Origin of the sequence: Halopseudomonas pachastrellae (assembly GCF_900114765.1) — a bacterium.
Taxonomy (GTDB): domain Bacteria; phylum Pseudomonadota; class Gammaproteobacteria; order Pseudomonadales; family Pseudomonadaceae; genus Halopseudomonas; species Halopseudomonas pachastrellae.
Window position 1 is genome coordinate 52,765 of record NZ_FOUD01000008.1, and the last position, 20,492, is coordinate 73,256.

Below are 20,492 nucleotides of genomic sequence, written 5' to 3' on the forward strand. Positions count from 1 at the left end.
AGCGACGATCGGTCACTAACCCGGCATTTTTGTCCAACAAAGCGACAATTTGTACTTTCGGGCGCTGAATCTGCCCGGTATCCTATGCACCCCTTTTAACGTCGTGCGCCCGCGGGCGTCTCAAGACTTGTGGAGGACTAACGTCCATGAAAATCCTCGTTGCCGTTAAGCGCGTGGTCGATTACAACGTCAAGGTTCGCGTCAAGGCCGATAACTCCGGTGTTGACCTGGCCAACGTCAAGATGTCGATGAACCCCTTCTGCGAAATCGCCGTAGAAGAAGCCGTACGCCTGAAAGAAAAAGGCGTTGCGACCGAAATCGTCGCTGTCACTGTCGGCCCGACTGCCGCCCAGGAACAACTGCGTACCGCCCTGGCATTGGGCGCCGACCGCGCTGTTCTGGTTGAGTCCGCAGAGGAGCTGAGCTCCCTGGCCATCGCCAAGGCGCTGAAAGCCGTTGTTGATAAAGAGCAGCCGCAGCTGGTTATCCTCGGCAAGCAGGCCATCGACTCCGACAACAACCAGACTGGCCAGATGCTGGCTGCACTGTCTGGCTACGCTCAGGGCACCTTTGCCTCTGAAGTTGCCGTTGAAGGCGACAGCGTCAAAGTCACCCGCGAAATCGACGGCGGTCTGCAGACCGTTGCGCTGAAACTGCCGGCCATTGTTACCACTGACCTGCGTCTGAACGAGCCGCGCTACGCGTCGCTGCCGAACATCATGAAGGCCAAGAAAAAGCCGCTGGAAACCCTCAAGCCGGAAGACCTGGGTGTGAGCACTGCCTCCACCGTCTCCACCCTGAAGGTTGAAGCCCCGGCTGCCCGCAGTGCTGGCATCAAGGTCAAGAGCGTTGACGAGCTGGTCGACAAACTGAAGAACGAAGCCAAGGTGATCTGAACATGAGCATTCTGGTTATTGCTGAACACAACAACGCCGAGCTGAACGCAGCTACTCTGAACACCGTTGCGGCCGCTCAGGCTATCGGTGGCGACATCGATGTACTGGTTGCCGGCGCTGGCTGCGCAGCCGTTGCTGACGCCGCTGCCAAAGTTGCTGGCGTAAGCAAGGTCCTGCTGGCTGATAACGCTGCCTACGCAAACCTGCTGCCGGAAAACGTTTCCCTGCTGATCGCTGAGCTGGGCAAGGGTTACACTCACATCCTGGCGCCGGCCAGCACCAATGGTAAAAACTACCTGCCGCGCGTTGCTGCGCTGCTGGACGTTGATCAGATCTCCGAGATCACTGCTGTTGAGAGCGCTGACACCTTCAAGCGCCCGATCTACGCCGGTAACGCGATTGCCACCGTGCAATCCAGCGCCGCCATCAAAGTCATCACCGTACGCGCCACCGGCTTTGACGCCGTTGCGGCCGAAGGCGGCAGCGCTGCCGTTGAAGCCGTTGCCTCTGCCCACGACGCTGGCACCTCCAGCTTTGTTGGCGAAGAGCTGGCCAAGTCCGACCGTCCGGAACTGGCAGGCGCCAAGATCGTCATCTCCGGTGGCCGCGGCATGCAGAACGGCGACAACTTCGAAATGCTGTACAAGGTCGCCGACAAGCTGGGCGCTGCTGTAGGTGCCTCGCGCGCCGCGGTTGACGCAGGCTTTGTACCGAACGACATGCAGGTTGGTCAGACCGGCAAGATCGTTGCGCCGCAGCTGTACGTTGCGGTCGGCATCTCCGGCGCCATCCAGCACTTGGCCGGTATGAAAGACTCCAAGGTGATCGTTGCGATCAACAAGGACGAAGAAGCGCCGATCTTCCAGGTAGCCGACTACGGCCTGGTTGCCGACCTGTTCGAGGCGGTACCGGAGCTGGAAGGTAAGCTCTAAGCCGACGGCTTAGAGCCAGCGGCAAGCTTCAAGCCGCAAGCTGCAAGAAAACCCCGGACTCGCAAGAGCCGGGGTTTTTCTTTAGAAGGCAGCTGCAAGCTTCAAGCTACAAGCTGCAAGAAACAGCCAAACCAGCACGTGCCTGGGTTTGCCTTTGCTTGTAACTTGTAGCTTGCGGCTTGAAGCTTGCCGCTACCGCTAGGCCAGCGTTGCTGGCCTAGCGGTCGGCGCTAACCTGAAACGTATCCGACAACTGATGCAGCCGCGATGCGGTTTCCTTCACCTGCCCGGAGCTGGCGCGCAGTGCGGTGATTACCTGGCTCATCGAGCGGGTTGCGTCGGCGACGTGGCCTGCCTGGCGGCCGTGTTCCTTGCTGTTGGTGTCCATCACCGAGATCACCTCGAACAATTCCTCCACGGTCTTGTGCAGCAGGTCGTTGTCATCGGAGGCGCTGGCGGCCTGTTGCAGCTGCACGTCGACGTCGGCCACGCCACGCTCCATGACGACCACGGTTTGGCGAGTGGCGTCGCGGATGCTGGTGATACCCTGGCTGATCTCCTCTGCCGCCTTGGCGGTGCGCGAGGCCAGTGCTCGAACCTCATCGGCGACCACGGCAAAGCCTCGTCCGTGTTCGCCTGCGCGCGCAGCTTCGATAGCCGCGTTGAGTGCCAAGAGGTTAGTTTGGCTGGTGATGTCGGTGATCAGCGACACCATGCCGACGATCTCGCCGGTCCGGTTATCCAGCACCTGCACGCTGGCCGCCGAGCTTTCAACGATGTCGCGGATCTTTCGGGTGCCGCTGGTGACAGTGTCCAGCCGGGCACGTGCTGCCTCGACCACCGACGCCATATTGGCTTTCATCTGCGCTGCGGTTTCCGAGGCGGAGTTCACCGTCTGCAGCTGCGCTTCGATCATGGTGAGCATCTGCTGGATATTGGTGGTCACTTCCTCGGCAGTATCACTGGCCTGCTGGTTGCGGCCAAGCATCTGCTCGCTGTTTTGCAAGGCGTGGCGGCTGGCCTGCTTGACCCGGCCCACGATGGTGTCGAGGTTGTCGATAAAGCTGTTGATCCAGCGCCCCAGCTCGCCGGTCTCGTCGGCCACCAGGCGGGTAGTGTCCATGCGCTGGCTGAGATTGCCCTCGCCCTCGGCAATATTGCGGATGATCTCGGTCATGCGGCCCAGCCGGCGAGCCAGCTTGCGCGTTGCGGCAAAGCGGAACCACAAGCCCGCACCCAACAGAATGCCAACGTGCGCCAGATGCATGGCCCAACCCTGCAGACCGGCCCAGGCAAACCCCAGCTGCGCCGCAAACACCAGCACCGCCAGCAACCAGAACTGCTTCATCAGCGAGAAGCTGAGCGAGCGGTAGCGATAAACCTCTTCCAGGTCAGCCTCGCACATCATGCCCCAGCGATCAGGCGAGCCGGGCAGGCTGAAGGTAACGCCCTTGCCGATGACCGGAATGTGCCGGTAATCGGAATAGCCGGGATATTTGACGTAGAGGTTTTCGCCGTGACGGATGGTTTCACGCACACCCGGGTGCAACTCACCGGTCGCCGGGTCGGTAAAGCGCACCTCGAACTCGGTGTGCTCACGCACTGAGACGGTGCCCCATCCGGTTTTGATGCCGCTTTTCAGGTTGTCTCCGTGACTGAAAGTACTGTCTTCAAAACGCGAGCGCGACAGCGCCCGCCCGGGCTCGATACTCGGGTTGAAGCGCGACTCAACCATGAAGATGTAATTGTCGCCGGACTCCTGATAGATATGCCCGGCCTCGCGCTGAATCAGATCACCCAGCACGTCGTTGGGGATCCGGGCGCACAGGCAACCCAGCGGCGCCCCGGCCGCGTTACTAAGCGGCAAGTAAAACATCAGGGTGACGGCGTCATGGAAACTGGAGGTGGACGGCCCCAGCTGACGGGTGCGCTGGTCGACATAAGGGCCGTGCAGAAAGCGGTGCTGCAGGCCGGCGCGCACCGCCTGGGGCTCTGGCTGCAGACTGCCCAGCTGGCCGGCACTGCTGCATTGAGGCTGACCAGTGCTGTCGAGCAGGAACAGTTCGGAGGCATCCGGCAGCTTGTTGCGCAGCTTGAGCAAGGTGGCCTCGTCAATCGCGCCGATGTCGTCACCCAGATGCTGGGCAACGCTCTGCAGACCACTCCACTGGTTCTCGCACCATTGCTGCAGCAGGCGCACCCGAGTAGCTGCGAAGCTGTCAAAGATCGACTCCAGCTGCGCGTAGCGGTTCTGGTTGACCCAGCAGGCCCAGCCCATGGCCAGCTTGCCGCTGGGACCAAACCACGGCAGCCAACGACGTTCGGCTGCAGACAGATTCATTTGATCGCTTCGAAGGGTCACGGTGGCGGCCTCGCAGAATGAGTCGGAACAAGACGTTTGCAAAAAGCACACCACTATAGTGGCACCCCGCCATACAGGCGTAATACGGCCACCCGGGCATCAACAAGCACCCGGCGATGCACCACAATTGAACACGAAAGGGCACCAGCGCGGGGCTGGCGCACCAAAACGAAACCCTACTTGTCCAGATGGTCGGGTTTTACCGGCTTGCTAGCGGGCAGGCTAGCTGATGGCAGGGCCAGAGACGCCCTAGATCAGTGCAACCGGCGACACGGGCGAGCCGACTGCGCCGGGCAGGCGCAGCGGTGGCGCCGTCAGCATAAAGCGCTGTCGGCCGAGCTGGCGCAGCGCCTGAGCCAGTTCGGTCAGATACCACAGCTCGCCCAGGTGAATGCCCAGCTTGAACAGGCAATGCTCATGCAGCGGCAAGGCAGCGCAGCAGCCCTCGCCTTCACGCGCCGGGTAGGCCTCCACCGCGTAGTTGTCGGCAATCAGCACACTCAGACCGCTGTCGGTGATCCACTGCAGCAGCGCCGGATCACGCCCGTCGAGCACCGCGCAGCTCGATGCCAGACGTTGCGCATCGGGCTCACGCGCCATCTCCAGAATCACATCGGCAAACCCGGTGTACAGACAGACCATATCGCCCGGCTCTACCACCACGCCGTCAGCCTGCATGATCTGCTGCAGCCGGGCGTAGTCGACCAGCACCCGCTCACGGCCGCAGTGGCGCTCCAGATCAATCAGCACCGCGCGGCCACTCACCGCCGTTTCAGCCATCTTCTCGATGCCCAGCCGCGCCGCATTCACTCCTTCCAGCGCGTCCTCGTGCCCGGCTGGCCCGCAGATATGCTCTCCGGCCTTCCAGCCGTTGTAATACAGCGGCTCGGGCACGCCGTCGCCATCGGCATCAAACAGGCCGCCCACATGTGACAGCGCATCCCATTGGGTCGAGTACTGGGTATACAGCAATACGGCATCGTCGCTGACCACGTCGGTAAAGTCCGGGTTCATCCGATGCAGCTCGAAGTTGTAGTTAAGCTTGTCGCCGCGTCCGGAAGTAAAGCGCCGCGGCGGGTGGCGCAGGCGATTGAGCGCATTGCCGCCTGGGTAGTCGAGCGGCAGGCTCAGACAAAAGCTGCGGCCTTCACGCACCTCGGCCACGCCTTGCAGCACCTTGTCTGCGGTCAGCAAATTGAGCCGACCCAGTTCGTCGTCGGCACCAAAGTCACCCCAGTTGGAACCCTCGGGTCGATGTGTCCAGCGCATATGTGTCTCCTGCCTGCTGTCTGTTGTTTTATTTGTTCGACAATGCCACGCAATGTGAACACGGAACCATCACCCCGTCGGTCGATCAATGAGCGTGTTGATTACGCATAATCAGCAAGAGAAGCGCTGCTCAGCCGCCCAAAGGGTCGCGCCCGGCACGCCGGCGTGCTTTACTTGCGCGTCTTTTGCATCAGCGACGCCAAAGGCGTCCGACCACCCTTAACTCACGGAGCACAGCGTCAACATGGATTGGCTGCAGGTCGTCATCCTGGCAATTGTTCAGGGCATTACCGAATTTCTTCCCGTTTCCAGTTCTGCCCACCTGATTCTGGTGCCGGTACTGACCGATTGGCCCGATCAGGGCCTGGCCTTTGACGTGGCGCTGCACCTGGGCAGCCTGTCGGCAGTGCTGATCTATTTTCGTCAGGACATCATCAACATGCTGCAGAGCTGGACGCGCTCGCTGCATACCCGCCAGCTGGACGCCGATGCCAAACTGGCCTGGGCGGTGATCCTTGGCACCATCCCGGTGGGGCTGGCCGGCCTGCTGCTGAAAGATACCGTGGAGACCGTACTGCGCTCGCCGATCTACCTGTCGATCGGGCTGATTGGCTTTGGCCTGCTGCTGGGGTGGGCGGACTGGCGCTTTCGCGGCAGCCGCAGCGAGTATCAGATGAACTGGAAGGACGTGCTGTTCATTGGCTGCGCGCAGGCACTGGCGCTGTTCCCGGGCACCTCGCGTTCGGGCATCACCATGACCGCCGCGCTGATGCTGGGGCTGAGCCGCGAGGCCTCGGCGCGCTTCTCGTTCCTGCTGTCGATTCCGGTAATCGTGCTGGCCTGCGGCCTGGAAACCATTGAACTGATCAAAAGCCAGGTGGCCGTAGACTGGCTGCAGATGGCGGCGGGCGTGGTGCTCTCCGGCATCAGCGCCTACCTGTGCATCCACTACTTCCTGGCCTTCATCAAGCGCATCGGCATGCAGCCGTTCGTGGTGTACCGCATTGTGCTGGGCGCGCTGCTGCTGTGGATCTTTCTGTAAGGGCCATGGCACGGGGCTGATCAATTGCACAGCACGACAGTGCAGTTGATCAGCTAGCTCTGCACCCGGTCCAGCATGCTCTCCAGCTCGGTGGCAGGCATGGGCCGGTTATACAGATAGCCCTGCCCCAGATCGCACCCCAGATCGCGCAGCAACGTCTCCTGCGCCGCAGTCTCCACCCCCTCGGCAATGACCCGCAGATGCAGGCTCTTGCCCAGCGCAATGATGGCCCGGGCCATGGCGCTGTCACTGTCGCTGCAGGGCAGATCAACCACAAAGCCGCGATCGATCTTCAGCTTGTTTACCGGCATGCGCTTGAGCCGCAGCAGTGACGAATGGCCGGTACCAAAGTCATCAATGGCCAGGCCAACGCCCAACGCAGCCAGGCGGTCCAGCAGCGCCACGCCCTTCTCACCGAAGTGCATCATTTCATCCTCGGTGACCTCCAGCTCCAGGCACTCGGGCGGCAGTGCGTGGCGCTCCAGCGCCTGCTGAACCCGCCCGACAATGTCGCCGCGCTCCATCCAGAATCCGGACATGTTGACCGCGACCGAGCTAACGTCATAACCGGCATCCCGCCAGCTGCGCAGCTGGCGACAGGCCTCCTCCAGCACATACTCGTCAATGTCGGCAATCAGGCCGGTCTGGCGCGCCACCGCGAGGAACTCGCCGGGGGCAATCAGGCCGCGCACCGGATGCTGCCAGCGCACCAGCGCCTCGACACTGACCCAGCGACCACTGTCGAAGGCTTTCTGCAGCTGATAGTGCACGCGCAGCTGGCCACGCTGGATGGCCTCGTGCAGGTCGGTTTCCAGCGTCAGCCGCAGCCGCGCCTGCTCTGTCATATCCTGGGTATAAAAGGCATAGCTGTTGGCGCCTCGCTGCTTGGCCACCGACATCGCCGAGCCGGCGTTCTTGAGCAGCTCCGCCCCATCTGCAGCGTCTGTCGGGAACATCGCCAGACCAACACTGGCACTCATGTGCACCAGATGGCCCGCCAGATCAAAGGGGGTCTGCAGCAGCTGCAGAATGCTCTCTGCCAGCTTGCCCAACTGCTCAACCCCAAGCGGGCGCTCCAGCAGCAGGGCGAACTCATCGCTGCTCAGGCGCGCCAGGGTGTCGCTGTCATCACACAGCTGCAAAAGGCGCTGGGCAACCAGTTGCAGCAACTGGTCACCGGCATTGTGGCCCAGGCTGTCGTTGACGCCTTTGAACCGGTCCAGGTCGATAAACAGCAGCGCCAACTCGCTGTCCTGACGACGGGTACGCGCCATCGCCGTGTTCAGGCGCTCGGTCAGCAGCAGGCGATTGGGCAGCTTGGTCAAGGGGTCATGGTGGGCCAGGTAGTCAATTTCTTCCTGGGTGCGCTTAAGCGTACTCATGTCAGCAAAAACCGCAACAAAGTGGCTCAGCTCGCCGCGCTGGTCGCGTACCGCGATGATGTTCTGCCACTGCGGATAAATCTCGCCATTTTTGCGTCGGTTCCAGATTTCCCCGGACCACCGTCCGCTGCACATCAGCTGCTGCCACATCTGGCGGTAAAAGTCGCTGTCGTGACGGCCGGACGCCAACAGGTTCGGCTGGCGACCAATCACTTCCTCGGCTCGGTAACCGGTGATCTTGCAGAAGGCGTTGTTGACGTCAATGATGTTTTGCCCGGCGTCACAGATCAGCATGCCCTCGCTGGTGCAGTCGAACATCACGCCGGCCTGAAGCAGCCGCGTCTCCCGCGCGACCTGCTCGCTGACATCGCGCACCACGCCAACCAACCGCGTGGCGCGGCCTTCGGCGTCGCGCAGAGCACGCCCACCGGCATGCACCCAGCTGACCCCGTTCACAGGCCGGGCCAGGCGATAGGTAATGTCCAAGCGTTCGGTGGTGCCCCTCAGGTGCTGCACCAGGGCCGCATGCACGGCTGCGCGATCCTCTGCGGCCAGCAGGTGCTGCCAGTCTCCCAACGGCGAACTGCCGACCGGCAGGCCGAATAGCTCGCAGCTGCGCGGCGACAGGTACAAACTCTTGTTGACGATATCCCAATCCCAGATGCCGTCATTGCCGCCGATCAGCGCCAGATCAAAGCGCTCACTCCCAAGTCGCAGGGCGTCTTCCTGCTGCCTGCGGCGACGCAAGTGGTAGCGCACAGAAAAAAACAGCAGCGCACCGGTTACCAACACAAAACCAACGCCTTTAAGGCTCTGCAGGCGCTGCTGATCCTCCAGCGCCAGCATCAGCAGCAAGCCGTCACTGAACAGCACCCACAAGGTCGCAACCAGCACGTAGGAAAGAGTGACGACCCAGGCCCAAGCGTTCGCGGTCATACCGGCCATCCGCAGGCAATCAACATTCGGTAACTATAGCAAGGGGGCCTGGGCGACCCGCGGTCATGTTCATCGTACATCTGTTGGTCCATAATCGGCCCGACGCAGGCCTGACGCCTGCGTATTCTAACGAGGTATTCTAGCTTTATGTGGTACAACGGCTTACTTGATCTGTCTGTGTGGCAACTGATTGCAGTCACGCTTGTCCTGACGCACATTACCATCGTCAGCGTCACAGTGTACCTGCATCGCTACTCGGCGCACCGCTCTCTTGAGCTGCACCCGGCGCTCAAGCACTTTTTCCGCTTCTGGCTCTGGCTCACCACCAGCATGAACACCCGCGAGTGGACCGCCATCCACCGCAAACACCACGCCAAGTGCGAAACCCCCGACGACCCCCACAGCCCCGTTCACAAGGGCCTGGGCACCGTGCTGCGCAAAGGCGCAGAGCTTTACATGGAAGAGGCCAAGAACGAGGAAACCCTGCGCATCTACGGCAAGAACTGCCCCGATGACTGGATTGAGCGCAACCTTTACAGCCGCTTCCCGATTGCCGGCGTCACGCTGATGGCCATTATCGATCTGGCGCTGTTCGGCGTGCTCGGCATCACCGTCTGGGCGGTACAGATGATGTGGATTCCCGTGCTCGCTGCCGGCGTCATCAACGGGCTGGGCCATGCCCTGGGCTATCGCAACTTCGAGTGCCGTGACGCGGCCACCAACATCCTGCCCTGGGGCATCCTGATTGGCGGCGAAGAGCTGCACAACAACCACCATACCTACCCCAACTCGGCCAAGCTGTCGGTCAAGAAGTGGGAGTTCGACATGGGCTGGCTGTGGATTCGCCTGTTCAGCCTGCTCGGCCTGGCCGAGGTACGCCGCACCGCGCCCATCGCCCACCGCGTCGAGGGCAAGCAGACCCTGGATATGGACACCGCCATGGCGATCCTCAACAACCGCTTCCAGATCATGGCCCAGTACCGCAAGCTGGTCATCAAGCCTGCGGTACGCAGCGAACTGGCGCGCATGGATGAATCGGTTCGCCACCTGTTCCGCCGCGCCAAGCGCCTGCTCAGCCGCGAAACCACCCTGCTGGACGACCGCCACCAGGCGCGCATTCAGACCATGCTGGAGCATAGCCAGGCTCTCAAGGTGATCTACGAGAAGCGCCTGGCGCTGCAGCAGATCTGGGGACGCACCAGCGCCAACAGCCACGAGATGCTGCAGGCCCTGAAAGACTGGTGTAACCAGGCCGAAGAAAGCGGTATCAAGGCGCTGCAGGAGTTTGCCGACTCGCTGCGCACCTATTCCCTGCGCCCGGCCAGCTGACAGATGCAGGTCGCCATGGCCCGCGTTCAGCGCTAGACTCGCCAGAAAGCACTAATCACAACAAAGGTAGCAGCGGATGCGTGCCTTACTGCCAACCCTCTTGCTGGTCAGCCCCCTGGCGCTGGCCGGCAATATCTATAAGTACACCGATGCCAACGGTGTCACCACCTATACCGACCAACGCGTGGCCGGTGCACAGGTTATTGTCTTTCGCGATGCCATGGTGGAGAACGTCGACCGCGAGGTCTATGTGACCAAGAAGCGCCATGCCGGCGGAGAGACGCTGATTGTCCACAACGACCTTTATGCACCGGTCGAAATTCGCCTGACCATCAGCAATGCCCAGAATGTGCTTGGCGCACCCAGCGAACCCATCAACTGGGTATTGCCGCCACGCCAACAGATCCGTCTGGTCACCCTGCAGCCCACCGCTGATGGCGCACCCAGTTATGACTACCGGCTGGAGCACGCCCTTGGCGACCCCCGCGCCCAGCAAACCCTGACCCACTACCCACTGCCCTGGCGCGGCGGCCCCTTCCGCATGACCCAGGGCCCGGGCGGGCGCTACAGCCACACCGGCGTCAAGGGCCGCTATGCCTTTGACATCGCCATGCCCGAGGGCACCCCCATCGTGGCAGCGCGCGCCGGCCAGGTGGTCAAGATCGAGAACAACCAGAGCGGCCGCGGCACCAACCCCTCGGGCAACTTTGTGCGCCTGCTGCACGACGACGGCACCATGGGCGTCTACCTGCACCTCAAGCGCGGCTCGGTTGAAGTGCGTGAAGGCCAGCGCGTCAATCCCGGCCAGCAGCTCGCACTGTCCGGTAACACCGGCAACAGTACCGGTCCGCACCTGCACTTTGTCATACAGAAGAACGTTGGCCTGCAGACGGTTTCCATCCCCTTCGAGTTCGCCCAGCCCGTCGACAGCCTGCCGAACTTCGCCATCGGCGGCGAGCCGTAGAGGCTGCCGCACGCTGAATCACAGGCAACAAAAAACCCGCTCGAGAGCGGGTTTTTTGTCAGCAAGCGAAGATCTTATTTGATCTTGGCTTCCTTGTAAGTCACGTGCTTACGTACGACCGGATCGAATTTCTTGATTTCGATCTTGTCGGGAGTGGTGCGCTTGTTCTTGTCGGTAGTGTAGAAGTGACCAGTACCGGCAGAAGACACCAAACGAATCAATTCACGCATGATGATGCTCCTTAGACTTTTTCGCCGCGGGCGCGGATTTCAGTCAGCACGGCATCAATGCCGCGCTTGTCGATGATGCGCATGCCCTTGGCGGAAGTGCGCAGACGAACGAAACGCTTTTCCGACTCAACCCAAAAACGATGGTACTGCAGGTTAGGCAGAAAACGACGTTTGGTTTTGTTGTTAGCGTGGGAAACGTTGTTCCCAGTAACCGGGCCCTTGCCGGTCACCTGACATACTCGAGACATGGTTAACCCTCTCCAACCACTTGCCCAACCCAAACTGGTTGGAAGCCATAAAAGAATCTGTTGTCCAGCCGGGGCGAGTGGATTTAACCCGCCTGAAAACACACATTACAGGCGCAGCCCCGAGAAGAGCGGAGCTTTATACCAAAAAGCGTCAACACAGGCAACGACTTTTCCAGCGCAATGTCGTTACAGCAACCCGCGCTCGGCCATGGAAACCGGGTCACCATCGCCAATCACCAGATGGTCGAGCACCCGAATATCCAGCAGCGCCAGACTCTCGCGCAGGCGCCGGGTCAGCTGCAGGTCGGCCTGGCTTGGCTCGGCTACACCCGACGGATGGTTGTGGGTCAGGATCAGCGCCGCCGCATTGTGCGCCAGCGCCCGCTTGAGCACCTCACGCGGATAGACGCTGGCGCTGTCGATGGTGCCGCGAAACAACTCCTCAAAGGCAATCACCCGATGCTGGTTGTCCAGAAACAGGCAGGCGAAGACCTCGTGCGGTAGCGCGGCCAGCCGACTGCGCAAAAACGCCCGCACCGCACCCGGCGAGGTCAGCGCATCGCCGCGCTTGAGATCCTCGAATAAATGTCGCCGTCCCATTTCCAGCACCGCCTGCAACTGCGCGTACTTGGCCGGCCCGAGCCCGGCATGGGCCGAAAACTGACGCAAATCAGCCTGCAGCAGAGCGCGCAAACTGCCAAAACTGGTCAACAGCTGACGCGCCAGGTCCACCGCGCTGCAACCGGGCAGGCCGGTGCGCAAAAAAATCGCCAGCAATTCGGCGTCAGACAGCGCCGGCGCACCCTGACTCAACAGCTTTTCTCGCGGTCGTTCACTGACCGGCCAATCGGTAATCGGCATGGACTCTCCCTGTCGTGCAACAGCACCGTGCTGCGCAGCGCCACACATGGCGGCTGTGCTATCGTAGCGGGCATTTCGTGGGGTCTCCAAAGACGCCGCGCGCAGCATGAGGGCGAGTTCACAATGCAGTCGTTATTCAACAAGCAGGTGGTGCTGGGTGTCAGTGGTGGCATCGCCGCCTATAAAAGCGCAGAGCTGATTCGCCGCCTGCGCGATGCGGGCGCCGAGGTCCGGGTAGTGATGACCAACGCCGCCCGCGAATTCATCACGCCCCTGACCCTGCAGGCGCTGTCCGGCCACCCGGTGCACGGCGACCTGCTGGACCCGGAAGCAGAAGCGGCTATGGGGCATATTGAGCTGGCCCGTTGGGCCGATCTGGTGCTGATCGCGCCTGCTACGGCTGACCTGATGGCGCGCCTGGCCCAGGGCCGCGGCGACGACCTGCTCACCACGCTGGTGCTGGCGACCGACGCGCCCATCGCTATCGCGCCCGCCATGAACCAGGCCATGTGGCGCGATGCCGCCACACAACACAACCTCACGCAGCTGCTGGAGCGCGGCGTAAAAGTGTTCGGCCCCGGCGACGGCGGACAGGCCTGCGGCGACGTCGGGCCCGGTCGGATGCTGGAGCCGACCGATATCGCCGCCCGGGCCAGCGACTGTTTCGAGCGCGGCCTGCTCAGCGGCCGCCATGTGTTGATCAACGCCGGCCCCACCCGCGAGGCCATCGACCCGGTGCGCTACATTTCCAACCACAGCTCCGGCAAGATGGGTTTCGCCCTGGCTGAGGCCGCCGCCGAAGCGGGCGCGCGGGTCACCCTGGTGGCCGGGCCGGTCAACCTGCCCACCCCTGCCCGCGTTCAGCGTATCGACGTGACCAGCGCGCAGGACATGCTCGACGCCTGCCTGGCCGCGCTACCGGCGGATATCTTTATTGCCTCGGCGGCGGTGGCGGACTACCGCCCGGCCAGCGCTGCCGACCAGAAGATGAAGAAGGACACCGCCAACGAAGACGGGCTGACCCTGACGCTGGTGCGCAACCCCGACATCCTCGCTACGCTGGCCGAGCATAGCCAGCGCCCCGACTGCTGCGTCGGCTTTGCCGCCGAAACCCACGACGTACTCAACTATGCTGCCGACAAGCTGCAGCGCAAAAAACTGGACCTGATCGTCGCCAATGATGTCAGCCAGAGCGGGATCGGCTTTAATAGTGACGATAACGCCGTCACCCTGATTGACCGCCAGCTCGAGCGCTGCAGCCTGCCGCAGGCCAGCAAGCAAAAGCTGGCTCGCCAGATCATCGCCCGAATCGCCGGGCAACTGAATCACTAAGGACCCCTGATGCACGCGCTGCAAGCAAAAGTACTGGACGCCCGCCTGGGCCAAGAATGGCCACTGCCGAGCTACGCCACCGAAGGCTCCGCCGGCCTTGACCTGCGCGCCATGCTGGAGGCCCCGCTGACTCTGGCCCCTGGCCAGACAGAGCTGCTGCCCACCGGGCTGGCCATTCACATCGCCGACCCTGGTCTGGCCGCCATGATCCTGCCGCGCTCGGGCATGGGCCACAAACACGGCATCGTGCTGGGCAACCTGGTCGGGCTGATCGATTCCGACTACCAGGGCCAACTGATGGTCTCCTGCTGGAACCGCAGCAACAGCGCCTTTACCATCAACCCGGGCGAGCGCATCGCACAGCTGGTTCTGGTCCCGGTCTTGCAGGCTCAACTGCAGATTGTCGAGGAGTTTGACGACAGCCAGCGCGGCGCCGGTGGATTTGGCCACACAGGGACTCACTGACCGTCATACCCGATCATGTTCGCAGGGAGGCAAACAAGAAGATGAAACTCAGCCGAAAAGCATCCACCACCAGCAAGCCCGCCGGGCTGCCCAGCGTTAATCTACCAGTTGGTCTGGCCATGGCCGGCATTGCGGCCGCCGCAGCCGTGCTGTGGGTCGCCATGAGCGGCTACGCCAGCAGCCTCAACCAGGCGCTGGTCAAGGGCTACGCCAGCCAACAGGTCAGCGGCCTGAATCAGGGCATGGCCCAACTCGATCGCGATCTCACCCGCATCGCTGCCAACCCGCAGTTACAGGTCGCCCTGAGCCAGGGCGGCAGCCCTACCCTGGATCGTCTGCTCAGCTATCACCAGGCCGACACCCTGGGCATCTATACCCACGCTCCCGGCAAAGCAGAGCGCATTGAAAACGGGCCAGCCCCGCTCAACTTTGCCGCGCTGGACATGATTCGCCGCGCCGAGCGGGACCTGCCGGTACCGGTCGAAGCCCATCAGGTTGGCGACCAATGGCTGCTGTACGGCGTCAAGCCGCTGCGCGCCTCCCCCAACGCCCCTGCTAACGGCACCCTGACGGCAGTAATGCAGCTGTCACGCATGCTCGGCAGCCTGCCCGCGTTGGCCGAAGGTGACGGCCGTGTGCGCTTGATTCAGCAGTTTCCGGGCGGCCCCGAGCAGGTGCTGTTTGATCAGGGCGAGGGCCACGGCGAGAGCATTAGACTGGCAACCGACAACCCGGCCTGGCAGATTGACTTTCAACCGGGACGCGGCCTGTCCAGCGTGACGCCGAACCTCCTGCTGCTGGTGGCCAGCGCCCTGCTGGCTCTGCTCGGCGGCCTGTTTGCATTGCTGTTGCTGCAACGCGGCTGGACCGGCGCCGTGCGTGCCGACGCCAATACCCTGACCCGGCTGACACTGGGCCACAAGGCTGGCGGCCTGACGCTGGGCCCATTGGAAGCACCCGCGCAGAACATCATGCAGCTGGTCAAGCGCAGCGGCCAGACCGTCGGCGCCAACAGCCCGCGCGAAGATACCCCCAAACCCGTCGCTGCCAAGCCGACACCACCGGTCGACAACGAGCTGAGCAACCCGATCTTTCAATCCAGCGAAGTGCTGGATATCGACATCCTCGACGAAGATGACCCCTTCGCAATGCAGGATGGCGACGGCCAGACCAGCAGCGCCCAGGCCATCCCGGCCCTGCCCGCCGAGATCTTCCGCGCCTACGATATCCGTGGCGTGGTCGGCAAAAGCCTGACTGAAGAAGGCGTGTACTGGCTTGGCCGCGCCATCGGCAGCGCGTCAGTGGATGCCGGTGAGACGCGCGTCCTGGTCGCCCGTGATGGCCGCCTGTCCGGCCCGGCATTGAGCGAACAGCTGATCCAGGGGCTGATGGACAGCGGCTGTCAGGTCAGCGACATCGGCATGGTGCCCACCCCGGTGCTGTACTTTGCCACCCACACCAGCGGCGCCACCTCCGGCGTGATGATCACCGGCAGCCACAACCCGCCGGCCTACAACGGCCTGAAGATCGTGATCGCCGGTCAGACCCTCTCTGGCGACCAGATCACGGCGCTACACCAACGCCTGCAGCAGAACAACCTGCGCGTCGGTAGCGGCAGCCGCGACCAGCTGGAAGTGCTGGACAGCTACCTGCAGCAGATCGTGGACGACGTGGTCATTGCCCGCCCGCTCAAGGTGGTGGTCGATTGCGGCAACGGGGTTGGCGGCGTCATTGCCGAACGCCTGCTCAGCGGCATCGGTTGCGAAGTCATTCCGCTGTACTGCGACGTTGATGGCCTGTTCCCCAACCATCACCCGGACCCGGGCAAGCCGGAGAACCTTACCGACCTGATCGAGATGGTCGAGCGCAGCGGCGCCGACCTGGGCGTTGCCTTTGACGGCGATGCCGACCGCCTCGGCTTTGTTACCGACAAGGGCGAGCTGATCTACCCCGACCGCCTGATGATGCTGTTTGCCGAGGACATCGTTACCCGTAACCCGGGCGCCGACATCGTCTTTGACGTGAAGTGCTCGCGCCAGCTGCCCAGCATCATCAGCCAGGCCGGCGGACGCCCGGTGATGTGGAAATCCGGCCATTCGCTGGTCAAGGCCAAGATGAAAGAAACCGGCGCCCTGCTCGGTGGCGAAATGAGCGGCCACCTGTTCTTCAAGGAGCGCTGGTACGGCTTTGACGACGGCCTTTACAGCGCCTGTCGGTTGCTCGAGCTACTGTCCATGCAGCCCGACAACGCCGATACCGTGATGGCCCGCTACCCCGCCGGCATCAGCACGCCCGAGATCAACCTGACGGTTGGCGAGGAGCGTAAATTCGAGATTATCCGCCTGCTCACAGAGCAGGCCGACTGGGGCGAAGGCCAGGTCACCAACCTGGACGGGATACGTGTAGACTTTGCCAACAGCTGGGGCCTGATCCGCGCCTCCAACACCACGCCAGTGCTGGTGATGCGCTTTGAAGCGGACAGCAGCGAGGAGCTGAATCGGGTCAAAACCCTATTCCGCGAGCGCCTGCAGGCGGTAGCGCCTGACCTCAAACCCACATTCTGAACCACCGCAGGAGACATCAGAGCATCATGTTGAGTCGCGACGCCGCCGCCCAGGTTTCCCGGGTACTGACCGAAGCGCTGCCTTACATCCAGCGCTTTACCGGCAAGACCATCGTTATCAAGTACGGCGGAAACGCCATGGAAAACGATGAACTCAAGAACAGCTTCGCGCGCGACATCGTGCTGATGAAGACCGTCGGCATCAACCCGGTGGTCGTCCACGGCGGCGGCCCGCAGATCGGTGATCTACTCAAGCGCCTGAATATCGAAAGCCAGTTCATTGAAGGCATGCGCGTGACCGACAGCCAGACCATGGACGTGGTCGAGATGGTACTCGGCGGCCAGGTCAACAAGGACATCGTCAACCTGATCAACCAGCACGGCGGCAGCGCCATCGGCCTGACCGGCAAGGATGCAGGCCTGATCAAGGCACGCAAGCTCAAGGTCAGCCGTCATACACCCGGCATGGACAAGCCCGAGATCATCGACATCGGCCATGTGGGCGAGGTCTCCAGCGTCAATGCCAACCTGATCAACCGCCTGGTCTCCGATGACTACATCCCGGTCATCGCACCCATCGGCGTGGGCACCGACGGCGCCTCCTACAACATCAACGCCGACCTGGTTGCCGGCAAAGTGGCCGAGGCACTGGGCGCAGAGAAGCTGATGCTGCTGACCAACATCGCCGGCCTGATGGACAAGGACGGCAAGGTGCTGACAGGCCTGAGCACCAGCCAGGTTGATGCACTGATTGCCGATGGCACCATCTACGGCGGCATGCTGCCGAAGATTCGCTGCGCACTGGATGCGGTGCAGGGCGGCGTCGGCAGCGCTATCATCGTTGACGGCCGGGTACCCAATGCGGTGCTGCTGGAGCTGTTCACCGATACCGGCGTTGGCACCCTGATCACCAATCAGGTGCGCGAAGCCTGATGCTAAAGAGCGACTTTCGATTCAGCACGCCGCTGCGCGTGCGCTGGTCCGAGGCCGACCCGCAGGGTATCGTCTTCAACGGCCACTACCTCAACTACGTCGACGTGGGCGTGACCGAGTACTACCGCGCTTTGCGCGCAGCAGCGGGGGCACAACCGGGTGAGGGGCTCGATGGCAGCGAGTTTTTCGCCGCCAAGACGGTGCTGGAGTACAAGGCACCGGCGCTGTTCGACGACCTGCTGGATGTGCACATGCGGGTGGCCTACTTCGGCAACAGCAGCATGCGCTTTGTCGCAGCGATCTACCGCGGCGATGAACTGCTGCTGAGCGGCGAAGTGGTTTACGTGCACGCCGATCAGACCACGCGCCGGCCAACGCCCATTCCCGACAGCTTCAAGCAGAACGTTACGACATTCGAGTGTGTGGCGCCGGAGCAGGCTGCGCCGGCCGTGCAGGGCTGAAAAGACAGGCCGCCCGCGTGACAGCGGTGCGGCTCAGTCGCCGAGCAGAAACTCCAGCCGCTCGCGCTTGCGGGCAAAGTCCTCGCGTACCTTGACCGTCTCTTCCTCCTGGCGCTGGATCAACCGCTGCAGGCGGCCAGTCTCGGCATCCACGGCAGCCAGCTGATCAAGAATCGACTGATCGACGGACTTGCCGGCGCGTTCCTGGTTCGCGGCGCGCGACTGCAGAGTCTCGCGCTCATCGCGCAACTCGGAAATATTGGTTTTGGCCGCTGTGATCTGGTTGTCGATCTGCTGCAGCTGACGTTGCTGCGCCCGGTCCAGATCGGCAACACTGCTGTACAGGCGCAGCAGCGTGGCATCTGCGGCGTCACGCTGCGCCTGCTCTTGCAGCGCCGCGCGGCGCGCATCGCGCTCTGCCGGAGTCGGCGCCGCCGGCACCACCAGCTTGACCCGCCCATGGGCGTCGAGCACTTCGTAACCACGGCTGATGAACTTGGGCGGCACCCGGCTATCGAGCACGGTGACACCCTTGTCATCGACATAGCGATAAAGCTCGGCCATCGTCTGCGTCGACCACAGCAGGGTCAGCGCCAGCGCAGCGTTTGTTATCTTCCATTTCATCGCAGGCGGTTCCTTTCCGTTCCCGAGGCGTTCAGCGTGAACCGTATCAGGTTAATGGCCAGTTGGCACTATATCGACCCGTAGCAGCGTTGATCACAACCACTATAGCCGCCGCCTGCGCAAACGTGGATCAGATACCGAACTCGGCGCGGTAGGCCTGAACCGCCGGCAGGTGCTGCTGCAGCTCAGCGTCGTCCTTGATGAAGTCCATCACCTGATTCAGGCTGACTATGCTGATCACCGGAATGCCAAAGTCCCGCTCGACTTCCTGAATCGCCGACAGCTCGCCCTGGCCGCGCTCCTGACGATCCAGCGCGATCATCACCGCAGCCGGGGTAGCGCCTGCCTGCTGAATGATCTGCATGACCTCGCGCACGGCGGTGCCGGCCGTGATCACATCGTCGATGATCAGCACGCGGCCTTCCAGCGGCGCGCCGACCAGCGTGCCGCCCTCGCCGTGGTCCTTGGCTTCCTTGCGATTGAAACAATAGGGCAGATCACGGTCAAAGCTGTCAGCCAGGGCAACGGCGGTCACGGCCGCCAGCGGGATGCCCTTGTAGGCCGGGCCAAAGATGACATCTACTTCGGGCAAATCGCTGTGCACCAGCGCCTGGGCGTAAAAGCGTCCGAGCCGGCTCAGCGAGCCGCCATCGTTAAACAGGCCAGCGTTGAAAAAATAGGGGCTTTTACGGCCCGATTTGAGGGTAAATTCGCCAAATCGCAAGACATTGCGATCCAGGGCAAAACGAATGAATTCCCGCTGATATTCGTGCATCTGCACCCTCATCATTAACAAAACTACATAAAGGTCGGGTATCATACACCCTGCTTTTTTGGGGAGCCACGCATGCGAATCATCAGTCTCAACGTCAATGGAGTGAAGGCCGCCGCCGAGCGAGGCCTGTTTGACTGGCTGCGCACCCAGGACGCTGATGTAATCTGCCTGCAGGACATTCGCGTTACCGCCCCCGAACTCGAGCAGGACCCTTACTGGCTGGACGGCTACTGGCAGTACTGCTTTGAAGCCGAAACCCCCTCCCAGGGCGGCGTCGCCATCTACACCCGCACCGCGCCCAAGGCCATCATCATGGGCCTGGGCTTTGAGACCGCCGACCGCTACGGTCGCTTCATGCAAGCCGATTTCGATAAGGTCAGCATCGCCTCGCTGCTGCTGCCGTCCGGCCGTGACGGCGACGCCGACCTGAACCAGAAATTCAAGTTCATGGATGACTTTGCCGGCTACCTGAACAAGCAGCGCCGCAAGCGCCGCGAGTTCATCTACTGCGGCTCGCTGTACGTGGCGCACCTCAAGCTGGATGTAAAGAACTGGCGCGACTGCCAGAACGAGCCTGGCTTCATGGCGCCCGAGCGCGCCTGGATGGACGAGATTTTCGGCACTATGGGTTACGTCGATGCGACCCGCGAGGTGACGCGTGAGTCAGAGCTGTACAGCTGGTGGCCCAACAGCGAGCAGGCTGAAAACCTCAACCTTGGCCTGCGCTTTGACTATCAGTTCCTGACGCCCGGGCTGCGCCGCTTCGTCAAGCAGGCAAAAATTCCGCGTAACGTACGCTTCTCCCAGCACGCACCGGTCATCATCGACTACGACTGGACGCTGTCCATCTAAAGCTCACTGCCCGGCGCACCGGGCAGTGTCTTGCGC

General features: G+C 62.3%; 19 protein-coding genes. 11 read left to right on the forward strand and 8 right to left on the reverse strand.

Annotated features, from left to right (window positions below):
• Positions 1-146: 146 nt before the first annotated feature.
• Positions 147-896: an electron transfer flavoprotein subunit beta/FixA family protein gene (locus BM116_RS07780; RefSeq protein WP_083723989.1), complete on the forward strand. Its 750-nt coding sequence runs from the start codon at positions 147-149 to the stop codon at positions 894-896.
• Between the two features lie 2 nt (positions 897-898).
• Entirely contained in the window at positions 899-1,828 is a 930-nt protein-coding gene (locus BM116_RS07785; RefSeq protein WP_083723987.1) for an electron transfer flavoprotein subunit alpha/FixB family protein, read from the forward strand.
• A 217-nt stretch (positions 1,829-2,045) separates the two neighbouring features.
• Here the strand turns inward: BM116_RS07785 and BM116_RS07790 are convergent, their stop codons facing one another.
• Both BM116_RS07790 and BM116_RS07795 read right to left on the reverse strand, forming a co-directional pair.
• Positions 2,046-4,169 carry a methyl-accepting chemotaxis protein gene (locus tag BM116_RS07790; RefSeq protein ID WP_083723985.1) on the reverse strand — a complete coding sequence of 708 codons (2,124 nt, stop codon included), beginning with the start codon at positions 4,167-4,169 and terminating at the stop codon, positions 2,046-2,048.
• A 270-nt stretch (positions 4,170-4,439) separates the two neighbouring features.
• Positions 4,440-5,459: a cyclase family protein gene (locus BM116_RS07795; RefSeq protein ID WP_083723983.1), complete on the reverse strand. Its 1,020-nt coding sequence runs from the start codon at positions 5,457-5,459 to the stop codon at positions 4,440-4,442.
• A gap of 244 nt (positions 5,460-5,703) precedes the next feature.
• Here BM116_RS07795 and BM116_RS07800 point away from each other — a divergent pair, with 244 nt between their 5' ends.
• Positions 5,704-6,501 carry an undecaprenyl-diphosphate phosphatase gene (locus BM116_RS07800; protein WP_083723981.1) on the forward strand — a complete coding sequence of 266 codons (798 nt, stop codon included), beginning with the start codon at positions 5,704-5,706 and terminating at the stop codon, positions 6,499-6,501.
• A gap of 53 nt (positions 6,502-6,554) precedes the next feature.
• On the opposite strand, the gene BM116_RS07805 is transcribed toward BM116_RS07800, so the two are convergent.
• On the reverse strand, positions 6,555-8,819 hold the full coding sequence (locus tag BM116_RS07805) for a putative bifunctional diguanylate cyclase/phosphodiesterase (protein ID WP_169847218.1): 2,265 nt from the start codon (positions 8,817-8,819) through the stop codon (positions 6,555-6,557).
• 147 nt (positions 8,820-8,966) lie between these two features.
• Here BM116_RS07805 and desA point away from each other — a divergent pair, with 147 nt between their 5' ends.
• Both desA and BM116_RS07815 read left to right on the forward strand, forming a co-directional pair.
• The gene (gene desA / locus BM116_RS07810) at positions 8,967-10,148 is read left to right on the forward strand and encodes a delta-9 fatty acid desaturase DesA (RefSeq protein ID WP_083723977.1); all 1,182 of its coding nucleotides are present in this window, start codon (positions 8,967-8,969) and stop codon (positions 10,146-10,148) included.
• A gap of 76 nt (positions 10,149-10,224) precedes the next feature.
• Positions 10,225-11,112, forward strand: coding sequence for a peptidoglycan DD-metalloendopeptidase family protein (locus BM116_RS07815; RefSeq protein WP_083723975.1), 888 nt, complete (start codon positions 10,225-10,227; stop codon positions 11,110-11,112).
• A gap of 74 nt (positions 11,113-11,186) precedes the next feature.
• Here the strand turns inward: BM116_RS07815 and rpmG are convergent, their stop codons facing one another.
• From rpmG to radC, 3 genes are all read right to left on the reverse strand, one after another.
• Positions 11,187-11,342 (reverse strand): 50S ribosomal protein L33, encoded by a 156-nt coding sequence (rpmG, locus tag BM116_RS07820; RefSeq protein WP_083723973.1) that lies wholly within the window; start codon positions 11,340-11,342, stop codon positions 11,187-11,189.
• An 11-nt stretch (positions 11,343-11,353) separates the two neighbouring features.
• Positions 11,354-11,590: a 50S ribosomal protein L28 gene (rpmB, locus tag BM116_RS07825; protein ID WP_083723971.1), complete on the reverse strand. Its 237-nt coding sequence runs from the start codon at positions 11,588-11,590 to the stop codon at positions 11,354-11,356.
• Between the two features lie 186 nt (positions 11,591-11,776).
• Entirely contained in the window at positions 11,777-12,451 is a 675-nt protein-coding gene (gene radC / locus BM116_RS07830; protein ID WP_083723969.1) for a RadC family protein, read from the reverse strand.
• A gap of 123 nt (positions 12,452-12,574) precedes the next feature.
• Between radC and coaBC the strand changes: the two genes are divergently transcribed.
• From coaBC to BM116_RS07855, 5 genes are read left to right on the forward strand one after another with little or no spacing between them, the layout of a single operon-like run.
• Positions 12,575-13,783, forward strand: a complete 1,209-nt coding sequence (gene coaBC, locus BM116_RS07835) for a bifunctional phosphopantothenoylcysteine decarboxylase/phosphopantothenate--cysteine ligase CoaBC (RefSeq protein ID WP_083723967.1) — start codon at positions 12,575-12,577, stop codon at positions 13,781-13,783.
• A 9-nt stretch (positions 13,784-13,792) separates the two neighbouring features.
• A complete protein-coding gene (dut, locus tag BM116_RS07840) occupies positions 13,793-14,248 on the forward strand; it encodes a dUTP diphosphatase (protein ID WP_083723965.1) in 456 nt (151 codons plus the stop codon).
• 41 nt (positions 14,249-14,289) lie between these two features.
• Positions 14,290-16,812 (forward strand): phosphomannomutase/phosphoglucomutase, encoded by a 2,523-nt coding sequence (locus BM116_RS19295; protein WP_083723963.1) that lies wholly within the window; start codon positions 14,290-14,292, stop codon positions 16,810-16,812.
• Between the two features lie 23 nt (positions 16,813-16,835).
• Positions 16,836-17,744, forward strand: a complete 909-nt coding sequence (gene argB, locus BM116_RS07850) for an acetylglutamate kinase (protein ID WP_083723961.1) — start codon at positions 16,836-16,838, stop codon at positions 17,742-17,744.
• Positions 17,744-18,205: an acyl-CoA thioesterase gene (locus BM116_RS07855; protein WP_083723959.1), complete on the forward strand. Its 462-nt coding sequence runs from the start codon at positions 17,744-17,746 to the stop codon at positions 18,203-18,205. The genes argB and BM116_RS07855 overlap by 1 nt, the downstream gene beginning before the upstream one ends.
• A gap of 33 nt (positions 18,206-18,238) precedes the next feature.
• On the opposite strand, the gene BM116_RS07860 is transcribed toward BM116_RS07855, so the two are convergent.
• Entirely contained in the window at positions 18,239-18,829 is a 591-nt protein-coding gene (locus BM116_RS07860; protein WP_083723957.1) for a hypothetical protein, read from the reverse strand.
• Between the two features lie 130 nt (positions 18,830-18,959).
• Complete coding sequence (gene pyrE / locus BM116_RS07865) at positions 18,960-19,604, reverse strand: orotate phosphoribosyltransferase (protein ID WP_083723955.1); 645 nt, start codon at positions 19,602-19,604, stop codon at positions 18,960-18,962.
• Positions 19,605-19,676: 72 nt separating this feature from the next.
• On the opposite strand from pyrE, the gene BM116_RS07870 reads away from it, so the two are divergent.
• A complete protein-coding gene (locus BM116_RS07870) occupies positions 19,677-20,456 on the forward strand; it encodes an exodeoxyribonuclease III (protein WP_083723953.1) in 780 nt (259 codons plus the stop codon).
• Positions 20,457-20,492: the final 36 nt, after the last annotated feature.